This is a genomic window from Mesorhizobium sp. LNHC229A00 (assembly GCF_000502415.1).
In the GTDB taxonomy this organism is placed as follows: domain Bacteria; phylum Pseudomonadota; class Alphaproteobacteria; order Rhizobiales; family Rhizobiaceae; genus Mesorhizobium.
Genome location: NZ_AYWQ01000002.1, coordinates 564,622 through 580,410 on the forward strand (window position 1 = coordinate 564,622; position 15,789 = coordinate 580,410).

Genomic DNA, 15,789 nt, shown 5'->3' on the forward strand with positions numbered 1-15,789 from the left:
TGTTCCGTCAACAGGAACGACATTCTTCTGGACAGAACGGTGCGGTGGCGCGACAGAGTGGTTCCGCTCGGGCTTCTCCGGATTGGGAACCGCAATGGACTTACAAGGCAACTCGGCTGATGCCGAAATCCGGCGCACCTCCGTCGAAGGTGTTGCGGCACTCGACCGGGCGATCGCCATCCTCGATGCCTTCAGCACGGCCGACCGCTCGCTAAGTCTTGCTGAAATCGCGATGCGCACTGGGCTTTACAAAAGTACGATACTGCGGCTCGCCAATTCGCTGTTGCGCGGGCAACTGCTCGAGCGCCTGGACGATGGGCGCTATCGCGTCGGACCCGCCGCCTTTCGGCTTGGCGCGCTTTACCAGCGTTCGGTGGTGGCGGCGGACATCCTGTTGCCGATCATGCGCGATCTCTCCGAACGAAGTTGGGAGAGTGTTGCCTTCTACGTCCGCTCGGGAGACGTGCGCACCTGTCTTTATCGGGTCGAATCCAAGCATCCGATCCGCTACACGATACGCGAAGGCGACGTATTGCCTCTGCTCGCGGGCTCGGGCGGGCGCGTGCTGGCGGCGTTTTCGGGACAGCAGGGCGAACCCTACGAAACCATCCGTAAAACGTTCAATTGTCTCGCTGTGGGTGACCGCGACCACGAAACGGCAGGCGTCTCGGCACCGGTTTTTGGGCCGGGCCACGTGCTGCTTGGCGCCTTGACGCTGGCTGGTCCAAGCACGCGCGTCGACGCTGCCTTTCTTGGGCGCATGAAGCGCCCGCTGCTTGAGGCGGCGGCCCGCGCCACTCGCGCCTTCGGCGGGGATGCCTCCATGCTGGATCAGGTGAGCCTCGCGACGGAGGCTTGGCCCTAGCTCCCGCCATTATGGCGTCGGAAGACCTCCAACTTCCGTTCGCCGCCCTTGTAGGGAAGCTGCGCCTCAAGGCCGGCCGCGGCAGGTCAGGTGTGCAGCGGTTTTCCGTCCGGATTGCGCGTTTGTAGCGCCTGGCCGGTTGGTTGTCGGCGCCCTCCGCCTCGCCTGACACCGCTCAGGGCAGCCGCTCCAACAGAATGGTCGGCGCATCGTGATAGAGGGTCTGCGTCAGCTCGGTATAGCCGCACTTCCTGGCGACGTTCAGCGAAGCCGTATTTTCGGGATCGATGATGCAGACGGTTCTGGCACGTCCGAACGTCTCGTCGCCCCAGCCATGCACGCGGCTGACGATCTCCGTGGCAAGGCCGGCGCCGTGCGCGGCCGGGGCGAGCGCCCACCCCGCCTCTGGGATGCCTTCGATCGACGGCTCCATGTCGCGCTTCAGATCGTGGAAACCGGCCTCACCGACGAAGCGGCCGGTCGCTTTCTCCTCGATGGCCCAGAAGCCGTAGCCAAGCAGCGACCACAGGCCGGCATGGCGCAGGAAGCGCATCCAGCTTTCCTCACGCGTGCGCGGCTTGCCGCCGATGAAGCGGGTGACGACGGGGTCGGTCCACATGGCGGTATAGGCATCGAAATCCTCCAGTTGGTGCGCCCTTAGAATGGTTCGCTCGGTTTCGATGACCGGAACGCCGTGCGGATTTTTCATGACGATATGCCTCGCTGATCGTCAGCGCTTAGCAAATCGCTGGTGCGGTGCAAGGGCCAGGGCGATACGCGCCATCATCCAGGGAGGCCTAGTTGATCGAAGAGAACTTCAGCCGTGCCAAACCATATTCATGTAGACACCACCACGCTGCAATTCATCCAGCATCTGGTCGAGCCGCTTTCGCCTGGTGTCCGGTCGCTTGGCGCGGCGGATCCAGCCCAGATAGTCGTTCCTCTGATAGTCCGGCCGAGCCTCATAGGCGGTCGTCAGCCCGCGCTCCACCAGGGCAGCGCGGACCGTGTCGGTCATCGGGTTCACGGCTCGTTTCAATCCGGTCACGTCTGCGAACGTAACCTGCCAGGATTCGGCGTCAACGCTGCCTATGGCTAGGTGCGGACTCCGCTATGGGAAATCCATGCGGCGGTGTTATTTTCCCCGCGGGATGATTCAGCACCTGCCAACGCGACCTTTTCACAGGCGAGTTTGGGCCATCGACCTGGGGCGACGAGCATGGATACAACCGACCTTGCGCTTGCCATTGTTCATCACCTGCTGGTGTTCTCGTTGGCGGGGATCATCGGCGCCGAATTCGTGCTGATCCGTGGCGACCTGCCCGCCGCGACACTGAAGCGGCTCGCCGCCATCGACCGCCATTACGGCATCATCGCCGCCCTCATCATCGTCGTCGGCATCGGCCGTCTCGTCTGGGGGCTCAAAGGCTGGGAGTTCTACGTCCACAACTGGGTGTTCTGGGCCAAGATGACGGCGTTTGCGATCGTCGGTCTGCTGTCGATCATCCCGACCGTCCGTTTCATTTCCTGGAACAGGCAGGCCAGCGCCGATCCATCCTTCGCCGTGCCCTTGGGCGAACTGGCTTCGGTGAAGACCTACATCCGCGCCGAGGCCGTCGTCTTCCTGCTGATCCCGGTGCTCGCGGCGGCGATGGCGCGCGGCTACGGCATCTGATCTTCGGCGGCGACAGTTTCAAGCGGAGCGATCGGCACCAGGGGCGCCGGAATGCTGTTCGTCTTCACCTCTGCCTTGCAAATATCGGCAATGACGCAGGCCGGGCAATCCGGCTTGCGCGCCTTGCAGACATAGCGGCCGTGCAGGATCAGCCAGTGATGCGCATGGCGCATATACTCGTCCGGTATGATCTTCAACAACCCCTGCTCGACCTGTTCCGGCGTCTTGCCCGGCGCCAGGCCAAGCCGGTTGCCGATGCGCAAGATATGCGTGTCGACCGCCATCGTATGCTGGCCGAAGGCCATGTTGAGCACGACATTGGCGGTCTTGCGCCCGACACCGGGCAACTTGACCAGTTCATCGCGGTCATCCGGCACCTCGCCGCCATGGTCGCTGATCAGCGCCTGCGATAGGGCGATGACGTTCTTGGCCTTGTTGCGCCAGAGACCGATGGTCCTGATATAGTCGCCGACCTTGGTTTCACCGAGGGCCAGCATCTTTTGCGGCGTGTCGGCAACCTTGAACAGAGCCCGCGTCGCCTTGTTGACACCCGCATCGGTCGCTTGCGCCGAAAGCACCACCGCCACCAGCAGCGTGAAGGCATTGACGTGTTCGAGTTCGCCCCTCGGCTCCGGCCGCTGTACCGAAAAACGCCGGAAAATCTCATGCACTTCGGCCGGGCTGTAGCGGGACGAGCCCCGCAGCGGCCGAGGGCGCGGCTTGGCATTGGACCCATCACGCCGTCCGGCCGGCAGCTCTTTTTCGGGCATGGAAGACTCATTGGACTTGGGACGCGCCATTTCCCTCCTATAATAGTCTGTCATGAGTGACACAAACGCCTCGTTTCAGGCTGACGAGCCCTTCTTTCATGCACTGCTGACCCCGCACCGGTCGCTGGGCAGGACGGGCTTCCTGATCCTGATGGGCGCACTGATGTTCGGCTGGCTGGTGACGGGTGCGTTTTTCCTGTCGCGCGGTGCCTGGCCGGTGTTCGGCTTCTTCGGCCTCGACGTGGTGGCCGTCTACATCGCCTTCCGCGTCAATTACCGGGCTGCACGCGCCCGCGAGGAAGTGTCGGTCTCGCGCACCAGCCTCGACATTCGCAAGACGGCCCCCTCGGGAAAGTCGGAAGCGCATCGCTTCAATCCGTTCTGGGTACGGTTTTCGATCGCCCGGCACGCCGAGATCGGCATCACCAAAATGACCGTGGAAGCACAAGGACAGAACGTGCCGATCGGCGGCTTCCTCGACCCCGATTCGCGCGAGAGCTTCGCCACTGCCTTCTCGCGCGCGCTGGCGACCGCCAAGGCGCGCTAAAGGCAATTCCAGGAAATTTCCGTTGGGAATTGCGTGGAAACAAACAGATAGGGCGGTTCGCGACTAACACTGTGCTTCAGAAGCGATACCGCAGCAGCCTGCCGATCTTGCGCAGCGCCGGAACGTATTTCCAAACGCGAACGAACAGCTTGGCGGACCAGCCCATTCGGGCAGCGTGCTCAGGCTTGTAGGCCGAGATGCCCTCGCTGAACCGCAGCTTCGGAACCGCCCGTTCCAGTTCGTGCGGGTCGTCGATCCCCAATGGACCTTGGCGCGCCCGTCGCCTTGATCGTCGGATTGAGACGAAGCAGCGTCAGGCCGAAACGGCTATAGGCGTCGAAGACCAGTTCGCCTGCGGGTCCGCGAAATGAACCCAAGCAGCGGATCCGGCATCCGGCTCTCCAGCGCGTTGCGGTGGAGCGTCATGAGCAATGTCTCTTTTGCCCCCGCCGGATGGACTTTTTCGCCAGCCATCAGCGGCTCGCTGGCTCGAAGCCCGGGTCTATCTGGGCAAGGGCTGCAAGAAGGCAAGTTTCGGGTGGCGATCCGCGCCCCAAGGGGCGATATTCCAGCCCAAGGAGACAGGTCCATGAGCACACACACGGCAGTCCTCAAGAAGGACATCACGCCTGAGGGCAGCGACTACGAAATCGTGCGCCGCGCCATCGAAAAGATCAGCCTCGACTATCGCGACCAGCCATCGCTGGAAGAACTGGCCGAGGAGGTCGGCGAGACGCCGACCGGCTTGCAAAAACTCTTCACCCGCTGGGCCGGCCTTTCGCCCAAGGCCTTCCTGCAGGCGGTGACGCTGGACCATGCGCGCAGGCTGCTCGATTCAGGAATGCCTCTGCTCGAAACCTCCTTCGAACTGGGCATGTCCGGCCCCGGCAGGCTGCACGACCTGTTCGTCACCCATGAGGCGATGTCACCGGGCGACTACAAGACGCGCGGCGCTGGCCTCACCATCCGCTACGGCTATCACAGCTCCCCGTTCGGCACTGCCCTGATCATGGCCACCGACCGCGGGCTTGCCGGCCTCGCCTTCTGCGACGCCGGCGAGGAACGCACCGCTTTTGCCGACATGTCCGGCCGCTGGCCGAACGCGCTCTATGTCGACGACAGGGAAGCGACAGGGCCCTATGCCGCGCGCATCTTCGAGCCGACGCTCTGGCGCGCCGATCAGCCGCTTCATGTCGTCATGATCGGGACCGACTTCCAGGTCCGCGTCTGGGAGGCGCTGCTCCAGATTCCGATGGGCAAGGCCCGTACCTATTCCTCGATCGCGGCCAGCATTGGTGCGCCGAGCGCCAGCCGCGCGGTCGGCGCCGCCAACGGCGCCAACCCGCTNCTCGGCTGGGAGGCGGGGCAGATTTCGTCGTGAAATGTCGATTTTTGCTTTCCGTCGCATAGAATATACCAATATTTGGAATACGCAGTATTATTGCGCATGAATTTGGAACTTCTGGATACAACCTTGGACAACCGCCGGTTTCTTCACCGCGTTCTTTCAAATCCTTATTTGAGTTTACGCTAAATTAACCACGATAAAGCGATGATGATCCATATTAATTCGGGCGATCCGACTTAATAGGAGGATCTCGATGAAGTTGTTCCGCACCGTGTTTGGTGCAGCCTTGCTGGTCATGTGCCTGGACCACGCGGCGATGGCCACAACGCAGAATGTCATTTTCAATGGCACCATCACCGCGACCTGTACGCTCGTTGTCGGCACCAACGGCACGATGACGGTGAGCGCGGACCTTCAGTCGCTGAGCTCCCACAACAGCGGCGGTTCGGCTGGAACAGTCACGCTCACCACCACGGGGGGTGTTTCACTTAGCGTCGATCCGGTGACCCTCACCACTGTGCCCGCCGCGGACAGCACGGCCACCACCTGGACACCCACCTATTCGGCCAGCGGCGCTCACACGACCGCTGAAACGGGGGCCACCACCGCCCTCACTGTCCCCGGCGCCGACCTTGTCTCGGTCCATCTCGCCGGCACCAAGGGCGGCAGCAACCGCTTCGCCACCGGAAACTATCAGGCAACGGTAACACTGCGCTGCGAATAGGCCGTCGCGAAGGAGGGGTCCTTGAAACATGCACGAGTCCTGGCAACGGCGCTGGCCGTCGGCCTGCCGGCCATTGCCGCCAGCGCCCAGTCGATGTCGCCGATGCGGGGTGAGGTCAACAGTTTCACCGACGCCTTCGCGGTCCGCGTGTTTCCCGCCAATCCCTACGGCCAGAAGATCAAGGTCGAAATCCACGTCTACGATCAGAATTTTCAGCCAGTGGACGCCAAGATCTCTCCGAGCGTTTTCCAACTGGGCTCGCAGGCGTCCCGTCCTGTCCTCGTGGTCGTGCCCTTCGGCGGCGCTGCCGAGCGTAAAGTGCGTATCTGTACCGAGAGCATCCCCTTTCCCAATCAACAGACGCAGATAAGGGCACAGATATGCGGAAAGTTTTTTGGGCACCGCAAGTCCTGACAGTCGCGTTTGCGGCAATCTGGGCAGGGATCTCGCCGGTTTTGGCCGAGGATGTCTACAACCTCAATCAGAATGAGAGCGGCTTCAACCTGCCCGGCGTGACCTTGCCTCAAGGGCAGGATGAGGTCCACGCTTCCGACGGAACCACCTGTCGCTCGGCCGTATCGGGCACCGGTGCCTATCTCGACCTTGGCGTCATCAGAGGCAACAATCAGGCGAACAACGACATCGCCACCTACGGCCGTGTGGTGATTCCGATCGGGCGTACGCCGAAGCGCGTCGATTGCAGCCGCCTCTACGAGCTTGAGGTCGAGCGCCTGCAGCTGGAGCTGAAGCTCCTCAAGATGGGCCTCGGCGGTGACGGGCCGACTGCGAGCGTGGCAGCTAGCGCTCCCACGCCCGTGGCCGCATCACCCGGATGGGCCAACGAAGGCTGGAGCATCAGGACCGGAAGCGGCGATGGCAAGAAAAAGAAGAGGAAATAACCGCGCGCTGCTCGCGATGGCCGCGCTCGCCGGCTGCTGCCTTCCGGCGCAGGCTGCGATCATCGGCACCTGCACCATCATCGTCGGGGCATCGGGCACCATGACCGCAAATCCGGCCATCGGCATACTGGGTTCCAAGCAGGCAGGCGGATCAAGCGCCAGCGCCACCGTGGTGGCAAGTTCCTTTCTGTGCTCGCTGCTCAACTTGCTGGACTGCTATTCGGTTTCAGCACCGGCGCCTGCGGCATTCTCGTCCGCGCCGAGCGGCGGCGGCACCAACGTGACCTTCGCCTCGGTCTTCCGCCTCGATGGCTCGGGGGTCGACAACAACGGAAGCGTGCCGCAAAGGGTCGCCAACGGCACCCACGCCATGCAGATCGACCTCACCGCCACCAAGTCGAGCGGTATCTTTCCCGCCGGCAACTATCAGGGCATCGTCACCGTGCGATGCGAGTGAGGCGGCAAATCACGCTGGACCATTCGCGTGGTCTGGCATCGCAGGGCTCGGCAGGATAGCTTCCGCGCATCAGTAGGAGGCATTTCTTGATTATCGTAGTCGGTTCGATCAACCTCGACCTTATCGCCAATGTCGATCGCTTGCCGAGCCCCGGTGAGACGGTGAGCGGTTCCAGCTTCAAGACGGCCCCCGGCGGAAAGGGCGCCAACCAGGCACTCGCCGCCGCGCGTGCCGGGGCTCAGGTGCGGATGGTCGGCGCCGTCGGCAAGGACAATTTCGCACCGGAGGCACTGGCTTTGCTGCGCGAGGCCAAGGTCGACCTGTCGGGCGTGGGAGAAACCTTCGCCTCGACCGGCACGGCGCTGATCATGGTCGGCGATGACGGCGAAAACATCATCGCCGTCGTGCCCGGCGCCAACGCTTCCGTGGTGCCCGGCGACCTCTCCAAGGCTTTTCTGACAAAGGGCGACGTCGTGCTGCTGCAGCATGAAATTCCGCTCGCGACGGTGGATGCGGCCCTAGACCAAGCAAGGGCGGCCGGCGCGATCACTGTCCTCAACACCGCCCCTTTCCATGCCGGGGCAGCCGCCTTCCTCGGCAAGGCCGACTATGCGGTCGCGAACGAAACCGAATTCGACCTCTATGGCGAAGCCCTTGCCCTGAAAGGCCGCGATCGTGCGGCGCGCATGCGCGACTATGCCAGCAAGACTGGACGCATCATCGTCGTCACGCTCGGCGGCGACGGCGTGATGGCGGCGACGCCGAGCGAATTCCTGACCGTCGCTGCTTTGCAGATCACGCCGGTCGACACGGTCGGGGCCGGCGACACCTTTTGCGGCTATTTCGCCGCCGGCCTGTCGTCGGGCCTCACGCTCGAACAGGCATTGGCGCGTGCCGGCGCCGCCGGCTCGTTGGCTTGCCTCAAGCCCGGCGCCCAGCCGGCGATCCCGCTGGCCAAGGATGTCGACCAGGCCTTGCGGCAAGCCCGTTGAGATGATGCGTCCCCGCACCAGACACGCTGTGCCCGCGGCCAGCGACATCTGCCGCCTGTCGGCTGTCGAGCTTGCCGATGCTATCCGCCGGAAGAAACTCTCCGTGCGCGAGGTGGTGACGGCGTTCCTGGACCGCATCGACGCGGTCAATCCAATGGTTAACGCCATCGTCTCGTTGCGCGACCGTGCCGACATCCTGCGTGAGGCCGATGCCGCCGATATCAGGCGGACGGACGGAACCAGCCCCCTCTTTGGCCTCCCCATCGCCATCAAGGACCTTGCCTCGACCACCGGCCTCAGGACCTCGTTCGGCTCGCCGATCTTCGCCGATTTCGTGCCGCAGGAAGACGATTTCTTCGTCGAACGCATCCGCGACGCCGGCGCCATCATCATCGGTAAGACCAACGTTCCCGAATTCGGGCTCGGCTCCAACACCTACAACAATGTTTTCGGACCGACGCTGAACGCTTTCGATCCGGCGCTGACCGCCGGCGGCTCGAGTGGCGGAGCGGCGGTGGCGCTGGCACTCGACATGGTGCCCGTCGCCGATGGCAGCGATTTCGGCGGCTCGCTGCGCAACCCGGCGGCCTGGAACAATGTCTACGGTTTTCGGCCATCGCAGGGGCTCGTGCCCAGCGGTCCCGACTTCGAGGTTTTCCACGCGCAGATGGGCGTCGAGGGGCCGATGGGCCGCAACGTCGCCGACATGGCGCTCTTGCTCGACGTGCAGGCCGGCTACCATCCGCAGGCGCCTCTCTCCTATGAGAAGCAAGGCTCCTTCCTCGAAGGGCTCGCGACGGCGGCGACCGGTGGCCGCATCGCCTGGCTCGGCGATCTCAGCGGTCATCTGCCGATCGAACCCGGCATCCTCGACTTATGCGAGGCAGCACTCGCACGGTTCACGGATGTATCTTTCCTGACCGAGCCCTTGCGACCGGATTTCGATTTCGAGGCACTCTGGCAGGCCTTCGTGGTGCTGCGGCAGGCCAGCAGCGGCTGCGCCTTGAAAGTACACTATGACGATCCCGCCAGGCGTGGCCTGCTGAAGCCGGAAGCCGTATGGGAAGTGGAAAACGCGATGCGGTTGACGGCGCCGGAGATACGAGCGGCCTCGGTCGTCCGAACCTCCTGGTACCGCACGCTGCTGTCGATGTTCGACCGCTTCGACCTTATCGCGCTGCCTACCGCACAGGTCTTTCCGTTCGATGTCGGCACCCATTGGCCCCGCGAAGTCGCGGGACGGATGATGGACAGTTATCATCGCTGGATGCAGGTTTCGGCCTTCGCCACCCTGGGCGGTTGCCCGGCGGTCAATGTTCCCGCCGGCTTCGACGACAGGGGCCGGCCGATGGGCATGCAGCTGATCGGCAGGCCACGCGACGATCTCGCCGTGCTGAAGGCCGCGGCTGCCTATGAGACGACGTTGCCCTGGTCCGCAGGGGCCTGAGCCAGAGGCGGCGCGTGCCGGCTTGCGCCCGTCCTCGCCGCATGCATTGATTGTCGCCTGACAGGCCGTGATAACGGTGTTGCGAGGAAAAATCATGTCGCTGGAACTCTACGCTGCCTATGTCCTTGCCTGCATCGTCATCATCCTGGTGCCGGGACCGACGGTCACACTGATCATCGCCAACAGCATCCGCCACGGTACTCGCGCCGGTCTCGCCAATGTCGCCGGCACGCAAGCCGGCCTTGCAGTCATGATCGCCATCGTCGGCATCGGCCTCAACACGCTGATTTCGGGCATGGGCCACTGGTTCGAGTGGGTCAGGCTGATCGGTGCTGCCTACCTGATCTGGATGGGCGTGCAGATGTTCCGCTCGAAGGGCACGCTGAACGCCGACGGAACCGCCCGCAAACCACGCGGCGGCTTCTTCCTGCAGGGCTTGGCCGTGGCGCTGAGCAATCCAAAGACACTGATCTTCTTTGGCGCCTTCTTTCCGCAGTTCATATCTCCCGCCGGCAACTACCCACTGCAGATCGTCATCATGGGCTTGACCGCCATGATCTTCGCCGCCATGTCGGATTCGACCTATGCGCTCGCCGCCGGCCGGGCCGGGCGCATGCTGTCGGCCAGCCGCATCAAGCTCCTGTCGCGGATCAGCGGCAGCTTCATGGTCGGCGGCGGCCTGTGGCTGGCGTTTTCGAAGGCGAAGTAACGGCGAAAGCGCGTTCTTCGCAGGGACATGTTGAAGAATTGTACGCTGCTGCACAACTTTACGACGTGCGCCTTGATGACAACACGCGAATTTCGATCGACGATGACGTCGCGCGACCGCATCTTGTCGGCTCGCTCGTTCCTATTGAACGGCAACACCACAAGCACGACGTCGACACCTATCGATTGCTCAATGGGTGACAACGCGTGCCGGTGACAACGCGCGCTCGTCGGCGGTTCCAAACGTCAGTTATGCCGCCCCAACCTTTCCACCAGCAGCGCGAAGAAACCATCATGGTCGATGTCGCGCATCACCATGGCGTTCTTTTCCCTGGAGGTAACCCCCCACCAGTCGACCACGGTCATGCCCATGGTCAGTTCGGAGGTGGTTTCCACGGTGACATTGCAATAGCGGCCTTTGAACAGACCTGGCTTCAACAAGTAGGCGATGACGCAGGGGTCGTGCAGCGGTCCGCCATCCGTGCCGTATTTGCCTTCGTCGTAACGCTCGAAAAATTCAAGCATCTCGGCGGCGGCGATGCCGACCTTGGTGCCGAGCTTGCGGAAGGCCTCGATGCGCTTGGACGTGGTCAGCGCCTTGTGGGTGACATCAAGGGGCATCATCACGATCGGGATGCCGGACCGGAAAACGACGTCGGCGGCATGCGGATCGACATAGATGTTGAATTCGGCCGTGGGCGTGACGTTGCCGCCCTCGAAGAAGCCACCGCCCATCAGCACGATTTCCTTGATGCGCGGCGCAATCCGGGGCTCTCGGATTAGCGCCAGCGCAACATTGGTGAGCGGCCCGAGCGGGCAGAGCGTGATGGTGCCGCTCTCTTCCTTCATCAGCGTCTCGACAATGAAATCGACGGCATACTGGTCCTGCAGCTTCATTGTCGGTTCGGGTAAATCCGGTCCGTTCAAGCCCGTCTTGCCATGGACCTCCTCGGCGGTGACCAGTTCGCGAGCCAACGGACGGATGGCGCCGGAGTAGACCTTGATATCGGGCCGGCCGGCCAGTTCGCAGATCTTGCGGGCGTTCTTTTCGGTGAGCTTCAGCGGCACGTTGCCGGCTACGGCCGATATGCCGACGATCTGCAGTTCAGGACTGCCAAGCGCCAGCAGAATCGCGATGGCGTCGTCCTGGCCGGGATCGGTGTCGATGATGATCTTGCGTGGTTGGGGCATTTCAATTCCTTGTTTGGCTGGCCATCAGCTCACCGGACCGGTCCCGCGCCCGAAAGACGCCAACCGGCTGCAAAGCTGCTGAACCGCTTGACGGGGGACGGTTCCGGCCTGCGCGCTTCTCCTTGCATCAGCGCGTCGTTTCAAGCGCCATGTCGATTATTCCTGTGAGTCCACGACGTGATCCTGGGCTATTTCCGTGGGTCCGCGACATGGCCTCCTTGGACGGGTCTTTCGGTGGCTTGAACTTGCTCGCGGGGCGGACCATATCAAGACCACCGGGAAAAATGCCATTTGGGTTTTTCCAGTTTATGTCGCTCTTGAGAGGACAGTGTAACATGAGCCGAATGACGCCTTTCTCCAGCCCGCTTCTCCTGGGTTTCGACGCCATGGAAAAGACCTTGGAGCGTCTGGCGAAGTCCGGCGACAGCTACCCTCCCTACAACATCGAGCGCCTGAGCGGTGCCGACGGCAACGCCGAAAGGCTGCGCATTACACTCGCCGTCGCCGGTTTCGCCGAAAGCGATCTCGATGTGACAACGGAGGAAAACCAGTTGGTCGTGCGCGGTCGCCAGACCGACGACACCGAGCGCGAATTCCTTCATCGCGGCATTGCCGCACGCCAGTTCCAGCGCTGCTTCGTGCTGGCCGATGGCATGCGTGTGATCGCGGCGGAGCTTAAGAACGGCCTTTTGTCGATCGACCTTGATCGGCCGGAGTCGGAACGGCTGGTACGGAAAATAAACATATCGGTGAAAGACTGATCTTTACCGATGGCTCTCATGCGGGATGGCCTTGAGCGGCGTCCTCGCGCCAAGGAGGCTTGAAATGACCAGAACTGACGAAACCATCACCATGACCAACGGCGAATTCGCCCATCTCGGCGAAGGCTCTGTCGCCTATCTGCGCAAGGTTTCGAGCGACGAACTGCTCGGCCGCTTCCCCAACATCGGTGAAATCGCGCCCGGCATGGAGCTTTGGGCTCTGTTTGGAGCCAATGGCCAGCCGATCCTGCTTTCCGACGCGCGTGACCGCGCGCTGGCCGGCGCCATGGAAAACGACCTGACCACCGTCGCCATTCATTAAAGACAATTGGTTGGCTGAACTGAAAGGGCCGCCCATGGCGGCCCTTGGAGCAATATTTAAAAAGATGGCTTCAGGCCGCGTGCGAGGCCTGCGTATCCGACAAAAGCGCATGGATCGCCGCGGCGTCGCGCGTGCCCCTGACCTTGGCCACGGTGTCGGCGTCGCGCAGCACGCGCGCAATGCGCGACAGTGCCTTGAGATGATCGGCACCCGCCCCTTCGGGCGCCAGCAGCAGGAACACCAGATCGACCGGCTGGTCATCCAGCGATTCGAAATCGACCGGCGTCTCCAGCCGGGCGAAAACGCCGGCGATGCGCTTCACGCCGGCGAGCTTGCCGTGCGGGATGGCGATGCCGTTGCCGACGCCGGTCGAGCCCAGCCGCTCGCGCTGCAGGATGGTGTCGAACACCTCCCGTTCCGGAATGCCTGAAACGGTCGCCGCCCGTTCGGACAGCAATTGCAGAAGCTGCTTCTTGGAGTTCGCCTTCAACGCCGGCAAAATCGCCGGAACGCTGATAAGATCGCTCAGATCCATGCTTGAAAATCCTTGTTCGCCTGCCGCGCCAGTCCCCACCCCTCGTGCGGCTGGCTTTTATCCCTGTGCGACTTTGGTCGTGGACGGATCGATCCAGCCGATGTTTCCGTCGGGCCGGCGATAGACGATGTTGAGATGGTCGGTCCCGGCATTGCGGAAAACAAGCACGGGACTGTCCTTGGTATCGAGTTCGATGACGGCCGAGGCCACCGACATGGTCTTCAGCGTCATGGTCGATTCGGCGACGATGGCCGGTGCGAAATCCTCCGGGATTTCCTCATCGTCATCGGCAAGCGGTGCCATCACCGTGTAAGCGATGTCGGTCAACTCGCCGTTTCCATTGCCTGAATTGTGCGATTTCAGACGGCGCTTGTAACGCCGAAGCCGGGTTTCCAGCCGATCGGCCGCGGCCTCGAAGGCGAGTGTCGGATCCTGGGCATCGCCGGTGGCCTGCAGCGAGGCGCCGGAATCCAGCCGGATCATGCAATCCGCGGAATAGCGCGAGCCCGATTTTATGACGGTGACATGCCCCGCGAAGCCGCGATCGAAATATTTGCCGATCGCTTCACCGACACGATCGTTGATGCGTGTACGGAACGCATCGCCGATATCCATGTGCTTTCCCGAAATGCGCAGATTCATCTGAAAACTGACCTTCCTTGCTCAGGCTTCAAACTGGCCCGAGTTTATACTCGTGATCCGTGCGCACAAGCTTTGCGGCGTCACTCGCGCCGATTTAAATCCGAACTTTCCGGTTGATCACAAGCCGCCTTCTTGACCATCCCGGGTCATTGTCGTGACGGACCATCCGCTAGCGGGCATCAAGCCCGTCTCATGCGGGCGGGCTTCTAGCCACTTCACCGTGGCTTGTCAATGAAACTTGAAAGCTGTGGAAATCGTGAACGCCTAGCGGCCGGCGCTGGCGAGCGCCCGTTTCTCGCGCCGGCGCTGTACCGAGGAGGGAATATTCATGCCTTCCCGGTACTTGGCGACCGTGCGCCGGGCGATATCGACGCCGCTTTCCCTGAGCATGTCGACAATAGCATCGTCCGACAGCACATCGACGGGCTTCTCCTCGTCGATCATTTGCTTGATGCGATCACGCACCGCTTCCGAGGAATGCGCATCGCCACCACCCGATGCCGCGATCGAAGCCGTGAAGAAGTAGCGCAGCTCGAACACGCCGCGCGGGGTGAGCATGTATTTGTTGGCGGTCACCCGGCTGACCGTCGATTCGTGCATGCCGATGGCGTCCGCCACCGTGCGCAGGTTGAGTGGCTTCAGCTGGCGCACGCCATGGACGAGGAAGGCATCCTGCTGGCGCACAATTTCCGAGGCCACTTTGAGGATCGTCTTGGCCCGCTGGTCGAGGCTGCGTGTCAGCCAGTTGGCGTTCTGCAGGCACTCGGCCAGGAAATCCTTCTCCGCCTGGTTCTTCGCGTGCGGCGACACCTGGGCGAAATAGATGTGGTCGACCAGCACGCGCGGCAGCGTTTCGGCATTGAGTTCGACGGTCCAGCTGCCGTCATTGGCCGCCCGCACCTCGACATCGGCGACGATCGCATCGCTGGCACCGCCCGAAAACGCCATGCCCGGCCGCGGGTCGAGCGCCCGGATTTCGGCCAGCATGTCCAGCAAATCCTCTTCGTCGACGCCGCAGAGCCGCTTCAGCGTCTGAAAATCGCGGCGCGCCAGCAATTCGAGATTGGCGACCAGGGCCTTCATGGCCGGATCGAGACGGTCACGCACGGCAAGCTGCAGCGAAAGGCATTCCGCGAGATCCCGGGCAAACAGGCCGGCCGGCTCGAAGGTCTGGCACACGGCCAGCACCTTGCCCACCGCGACCTCGTTGGTGCCAAGCCGCGCGGCGATCTCCGCCAGATCGGCCCTGACATAGCCCGTCTCGTCGAGCCCATCGGCAAGTTCTCCGGCGATCAGCCGCGCGACGGGATCGATGAAGGCGAGCGCGACCTGCTCGCCGACATGGTCGCGCAGCGTGATCCCGCTCGCCGCCATGTCGCCGGCGTCGAGCCCCTCGGACGAGGAGCCTCCACTGCCCGAAGCCGATTTCCATTGCGCCGTCAGGTCGGGCCCCAGCCGCTCGCTGGTGCCGGGGTCATCGGGAAACAGGTTTTCCAGGGATGTGTCGAGCTTTTCCGAAATCGCTTCGGCGCTCCATCCCGCCTCGTTCTCGAACCAGTCGCCATCGGCGGCCGCTTGCGGCTCTACGTCGGGCTTCTGCGCCTGGTCGCTCGCGGCATCATCCTGCGGCTCGGCGCGCTCCAGCAGGGGGTTGCGCTCGATCTCCTCGTCGATGAAGTGCTCGAGTTCGACATGGGTGAACTGCAGCAGCCGAATCGACTGCATCAGCTGCGGCGTCATCACCAGCGACTGCGACTGTCGGAGCTGTAGTTTGGCCGCCAATGCCATGGTTCGGTTTCAAACGCCTCCTCTACGCGTTCCAACTTCCGGAAATGAATTTCACGGCCGGCCATAGAAACTGGCCCGGCTTTTGCTTGTCAAGGCAAAGCCTAGCAAAACCCGCTTA

The 15,789-nt window shown here is 62.7% G+C and carries 22 protein-coding genes; 14 read left to right on the top strand and 8 right to left on the bottom strand.

What is annotated here, in order from left to right; genetic code table 11:
* Window positions 1-94 precede the first annotated feature (94 nt).
* The gene (locus X742_RS163830; RefSeq protein ID WP_023770598.1) at window positions 95-865 is read left to right on the top strand and encodes an IclR family transcriptional regulator; all 771 of its coding nucleotides are present in this window, start codon (window positions 95-97) and stop codon (window positions 863-865) included.
* 175 nt (window positions 866-1,040) lie between these two features.
* Here X742_RS163830 and X742_RS163825 read toward each other — a convergent pair whose 3' ends face one another.
* Entirely contained in the window at window positions 1,041-1,574 is a 534-nt protein-coding gene (locus X742_RS163825; protein WP_023770599.1) for a GNAT family N-acetyltransferase, read from the bottom strand.
* A 108-nt stretch (window positions 1,575-1,682) separates the two neighbouring features.
* On the bottom strand, window positions 1,683-1,883 hold the full coding sequence (locus X742_RS163820) for a YdeI/OmpD-associated family protein (RefSeq protein ID WP_023770600.1): 201 nt from the start codon (window positions 1,881-1,883) through the stop codon (window positions 1,683-1,685).
* A 201-nt stretch (window positions 1,884-2,084) separates the two neighbouring features.
* On the opposite strand from X742_RS163820, the gene X742_RS163815 reads away from it, so the two are divergent.
* The gene (locus X742_RS163815) at window positions 2,085-2,540 is read left to right on the top strand and encodes a DUF2214 family protein (protein ID WP_023770601.1); all 456 of its coding nucleotides are present in this window, start codon (window positions 2,085-2,087) and stop codon (window positions 2,538-2,540) included.
* Here X742_RS163815 and nth read toward each other — a convergent pair.
* Complete coding sequence (gene nth, locus X742_RS163810; RefSeq protein WP_023770602.1) at window positions 2,528-3,340, bottom strand: endonuclease III; 813 nt, start codon at window positions 3,338-3,340, stop codon at window positions 2,528-2,530. The genes X742_RS163815 and nth overlap by 13 nt on opposite strands.
* Before the next feature lie 22 nt (window positions 3,341-3,362).
* Here nth and X742_RS163805 point away from each other — a divergent pair, with 22 nt between their 5' ends.
* Complete coding sequence (locus tag X742_RS163805) at window positions 3,363-3,857, top strand: DUF2244 domain-containing protein (protein ID WP_023770603.1); 495 nt, start codon at window positions 3,363-3,365, stop codon at window positions 3,855-3,857.
* Window positions 3,858-3,933: 76 nt separating this feature from the next.
* On the opposite strand, the gene X742_RS01000000169695 is transcribed toward X742_RS163805, so the two are convergent.
* Entirely contained in the window at window positions 3,934-4,119 is a 186-nt protein-coding gene (locus tag X742_RS01000000169695; protein ID WP_023770604.1) for a hypothetical protein, read from the bottom strand.
* A gap of 327 nt (window positions 4,120-4,446) precedes the next feature.
* Here X742_RS01000000169695 and X742_RS163800 point away from each other — a divergent pair, with 327 nt between their 5' ends.
* The 9 genes from X742_RS163800 to X742_RS1000000173815 all read left to right on the top strand — a co-directional run bounded on the left by X742_RS163800 (window position 4,447) and on the right by X742_RS1000000173815 (window position 10,633).
* Complete coding sequence (locus X742_RS163800) at window positions 4,447-5,238, top strand: bifunctional helix-turn-helix domain-containing protein/methylated-DNA--[protein]-cysteine S-methyltransferase (RefSeq protein ID WP_023770605.1); 792 nt, start codon at window positions 4,447-4,449, stop codon at window positions 5,236-5,238.
* Between the two features lie 220 nt (window positions 5,239-5,458).
* The gene (locus X742_RS163795; protein WP_023770606.1) at window positions 5,459-5,929 is read left to right on the top strand and encodes a hypothetical protein; all 471 of its coding nucleotides are present in this window, start codon (window positions 5,459-5,461) and stop codon (window positions 5,927-5,929) included.
* A 21-nt stretch (window positions 5,930-5,950) separates the two neighbouring features.
* The gene (locus X742_RS163790) at window positions 5,951-6,343 is read left to right on the top strand and encodes a hypothetical protein (protein WP_023770607.1); all 393 of its coding nucleotides are present in this window, start codon (window positions 5,951-5,953) and stop codon (window positions 6,341-6,343) included.
* Window positions 6,310-6,828, top strand: coding sequence for a hypothetical protein (locus X742_RS163785; protein ID WP_023770608.1), 519 nt, complete (start codon window positions 6,310-6,312; stop codon window positions 6,826-6,828). The genes X742_RS163790 and X742_RS163785 overlap by 34 nt, the downstream gene beginning before the upstream one ends.
* The gene (locus X742_RS163780; RefSeq protein WP_023770609.1) at window positions 6,803-7,285 is read left to right on the top strand and encodes a hypothetical protein; all 483 of its coding nucleotides are present in this window, start codon (window positions 6,803-6,805) and stop codon (window positions 7,283-7,285) included. Before X742_RS163785 ends, X742_RS163780 begins: the two co-directional genes overlap by 26 nt.
* A gap of 86 nt (window positions 7,286-7,371) precedes the next feature.
* Window positions 7,372-8,277, top strand: a complete 906-nt coding sequence (locus tag X742_RS163775; RefSeq protein WP_023770610.1) for a ribokinase — start codon at window positions 7,372-7,374, stop codon at window positions 8,275-8,277.
* A 1-nt stretch (window position 8,278) separates the two neighbouring features.
* Window positions 8,279-9,724, top strand: coding sequence for an amidase (locus X742_RS163770; protein ID WP_023770611.1), 1,446 nt, complete (start codon window positions 8,279-8,281; stop codon window positions 9,722-9,724).
* Between the two features lie 94 nt (window positions 9,725-9,818).
* Window positions 9,819-10,433: a LysE family translocator gene (locus X742_RS163765; protein WP_023770612.1), complete on the top strand. Its 615-nt coding sequence runs from the start codon at window positions 9,819-9,821 to the stop codon at window positions 10,431-10,433.
* Window positions 10,406-10,633 (top strand): hypothetical protein, encoded by a 228-nt coding sequence (locus X742_RS1000000173815; protein ID WP_156939345.1) that lies wholly within the window; start codon window positions 10,406-10,408, stop codon window positions 10,631-10,633. Before X742_RS163765 ends, X742_RS1000000173815 begins: the two co-directional genes overlap by 28 nt.
* 45 nt (window positions 10,634-10,678) lie before the next feature.
* Here X742_RS1000000173815 and X742_RS163760 read toward each other — a convergent pair whose 3' ends face one another.
* Complete coding sequence (locus X742_RS163760) at window positions 10,679-11,623, bottom strand: nucleoside hydrolase (RefSeq protein WP_023770614.1); 945 nt, start codon at window positions 11,621-11,623, stop codon at window positions 10,679-10,681.
* Window positions 11,624-11,958: 335 nt separating this feature from the next.
* Here X742_RS163760 and X742_RS163755 point away from each other — a divergent pair, with 335 nt between their 5' ends.
* Window positions 11,959-12,384: an Hsp20 family protein gene (locus X742_RS163755; protein WP_023770615.1), complete on the top strand. Its 426-nt coding sequence runs from the start codon at window positions 11,959-11,961 to the stop codon at window positions 12,382-12,384.
* Window positions 12,385-12,448: 64 nt separating this feature from the next.
* Window positions 12,449-12,706 carry a DUF1150 family protein gene (locus tag X742_RS163750; protein WP_023770616.1) on the top strand — a complete coding sequence of 86 codons (258 nt, stop codon included), beginning with the start codon at window positions 12,449-12,451 and terminating at the stop codon, window positions 12,704-12,706.
* A gap of 70 nt (window positions 12,707-12,776) precedes the next feature.
* Here the strand turns inward: X742_RS163750 and ptsN are convergent, their stop codons facing one another.
* From ptsN to rpoN, 3 genes are all read right to left on the bottom strand, one after another.
* A complete protein-coding gene (ptsN, locus tag X742_RS163745; RefSeq protein ID WP_023770617.1) occupies window positions 12,777-13,241 on the bottom strand; it encodes a PTS IIA-like nitrogen regulatory protein PtsN in 465 nt (154 codons plus the stop codon).
* Between the two features lie 57 nt (window positions 13,242-13,298).
* Window positions 13,299-13,883: a ribosome-associated translation inhibitor RaiA gene (gene raiA, locus X742_RS163740; RefSeq protein ID WP_015315719.1), complete on the bottom strand. Its 585-nt coding sequence runs from the start codon at window positions 13,881-13,883 to the stop codon at window positions 13,299-13,301.
* Between the two features lie 264 nt (window positions 13,884-14,147).
* A complete protein-coding gene (rpoN, locus tag X742_RS163735; RefSeq protein ID WP_023770618.1) occupies window positions 14,148-15,671 on the bottom strand; it encodes an RNA polymerase factor sigma-54 in 1,524 nt (507 codons plus the stop codon).
* Window positions 15,672-15,789: the final 118 nt, after the last annotated feature.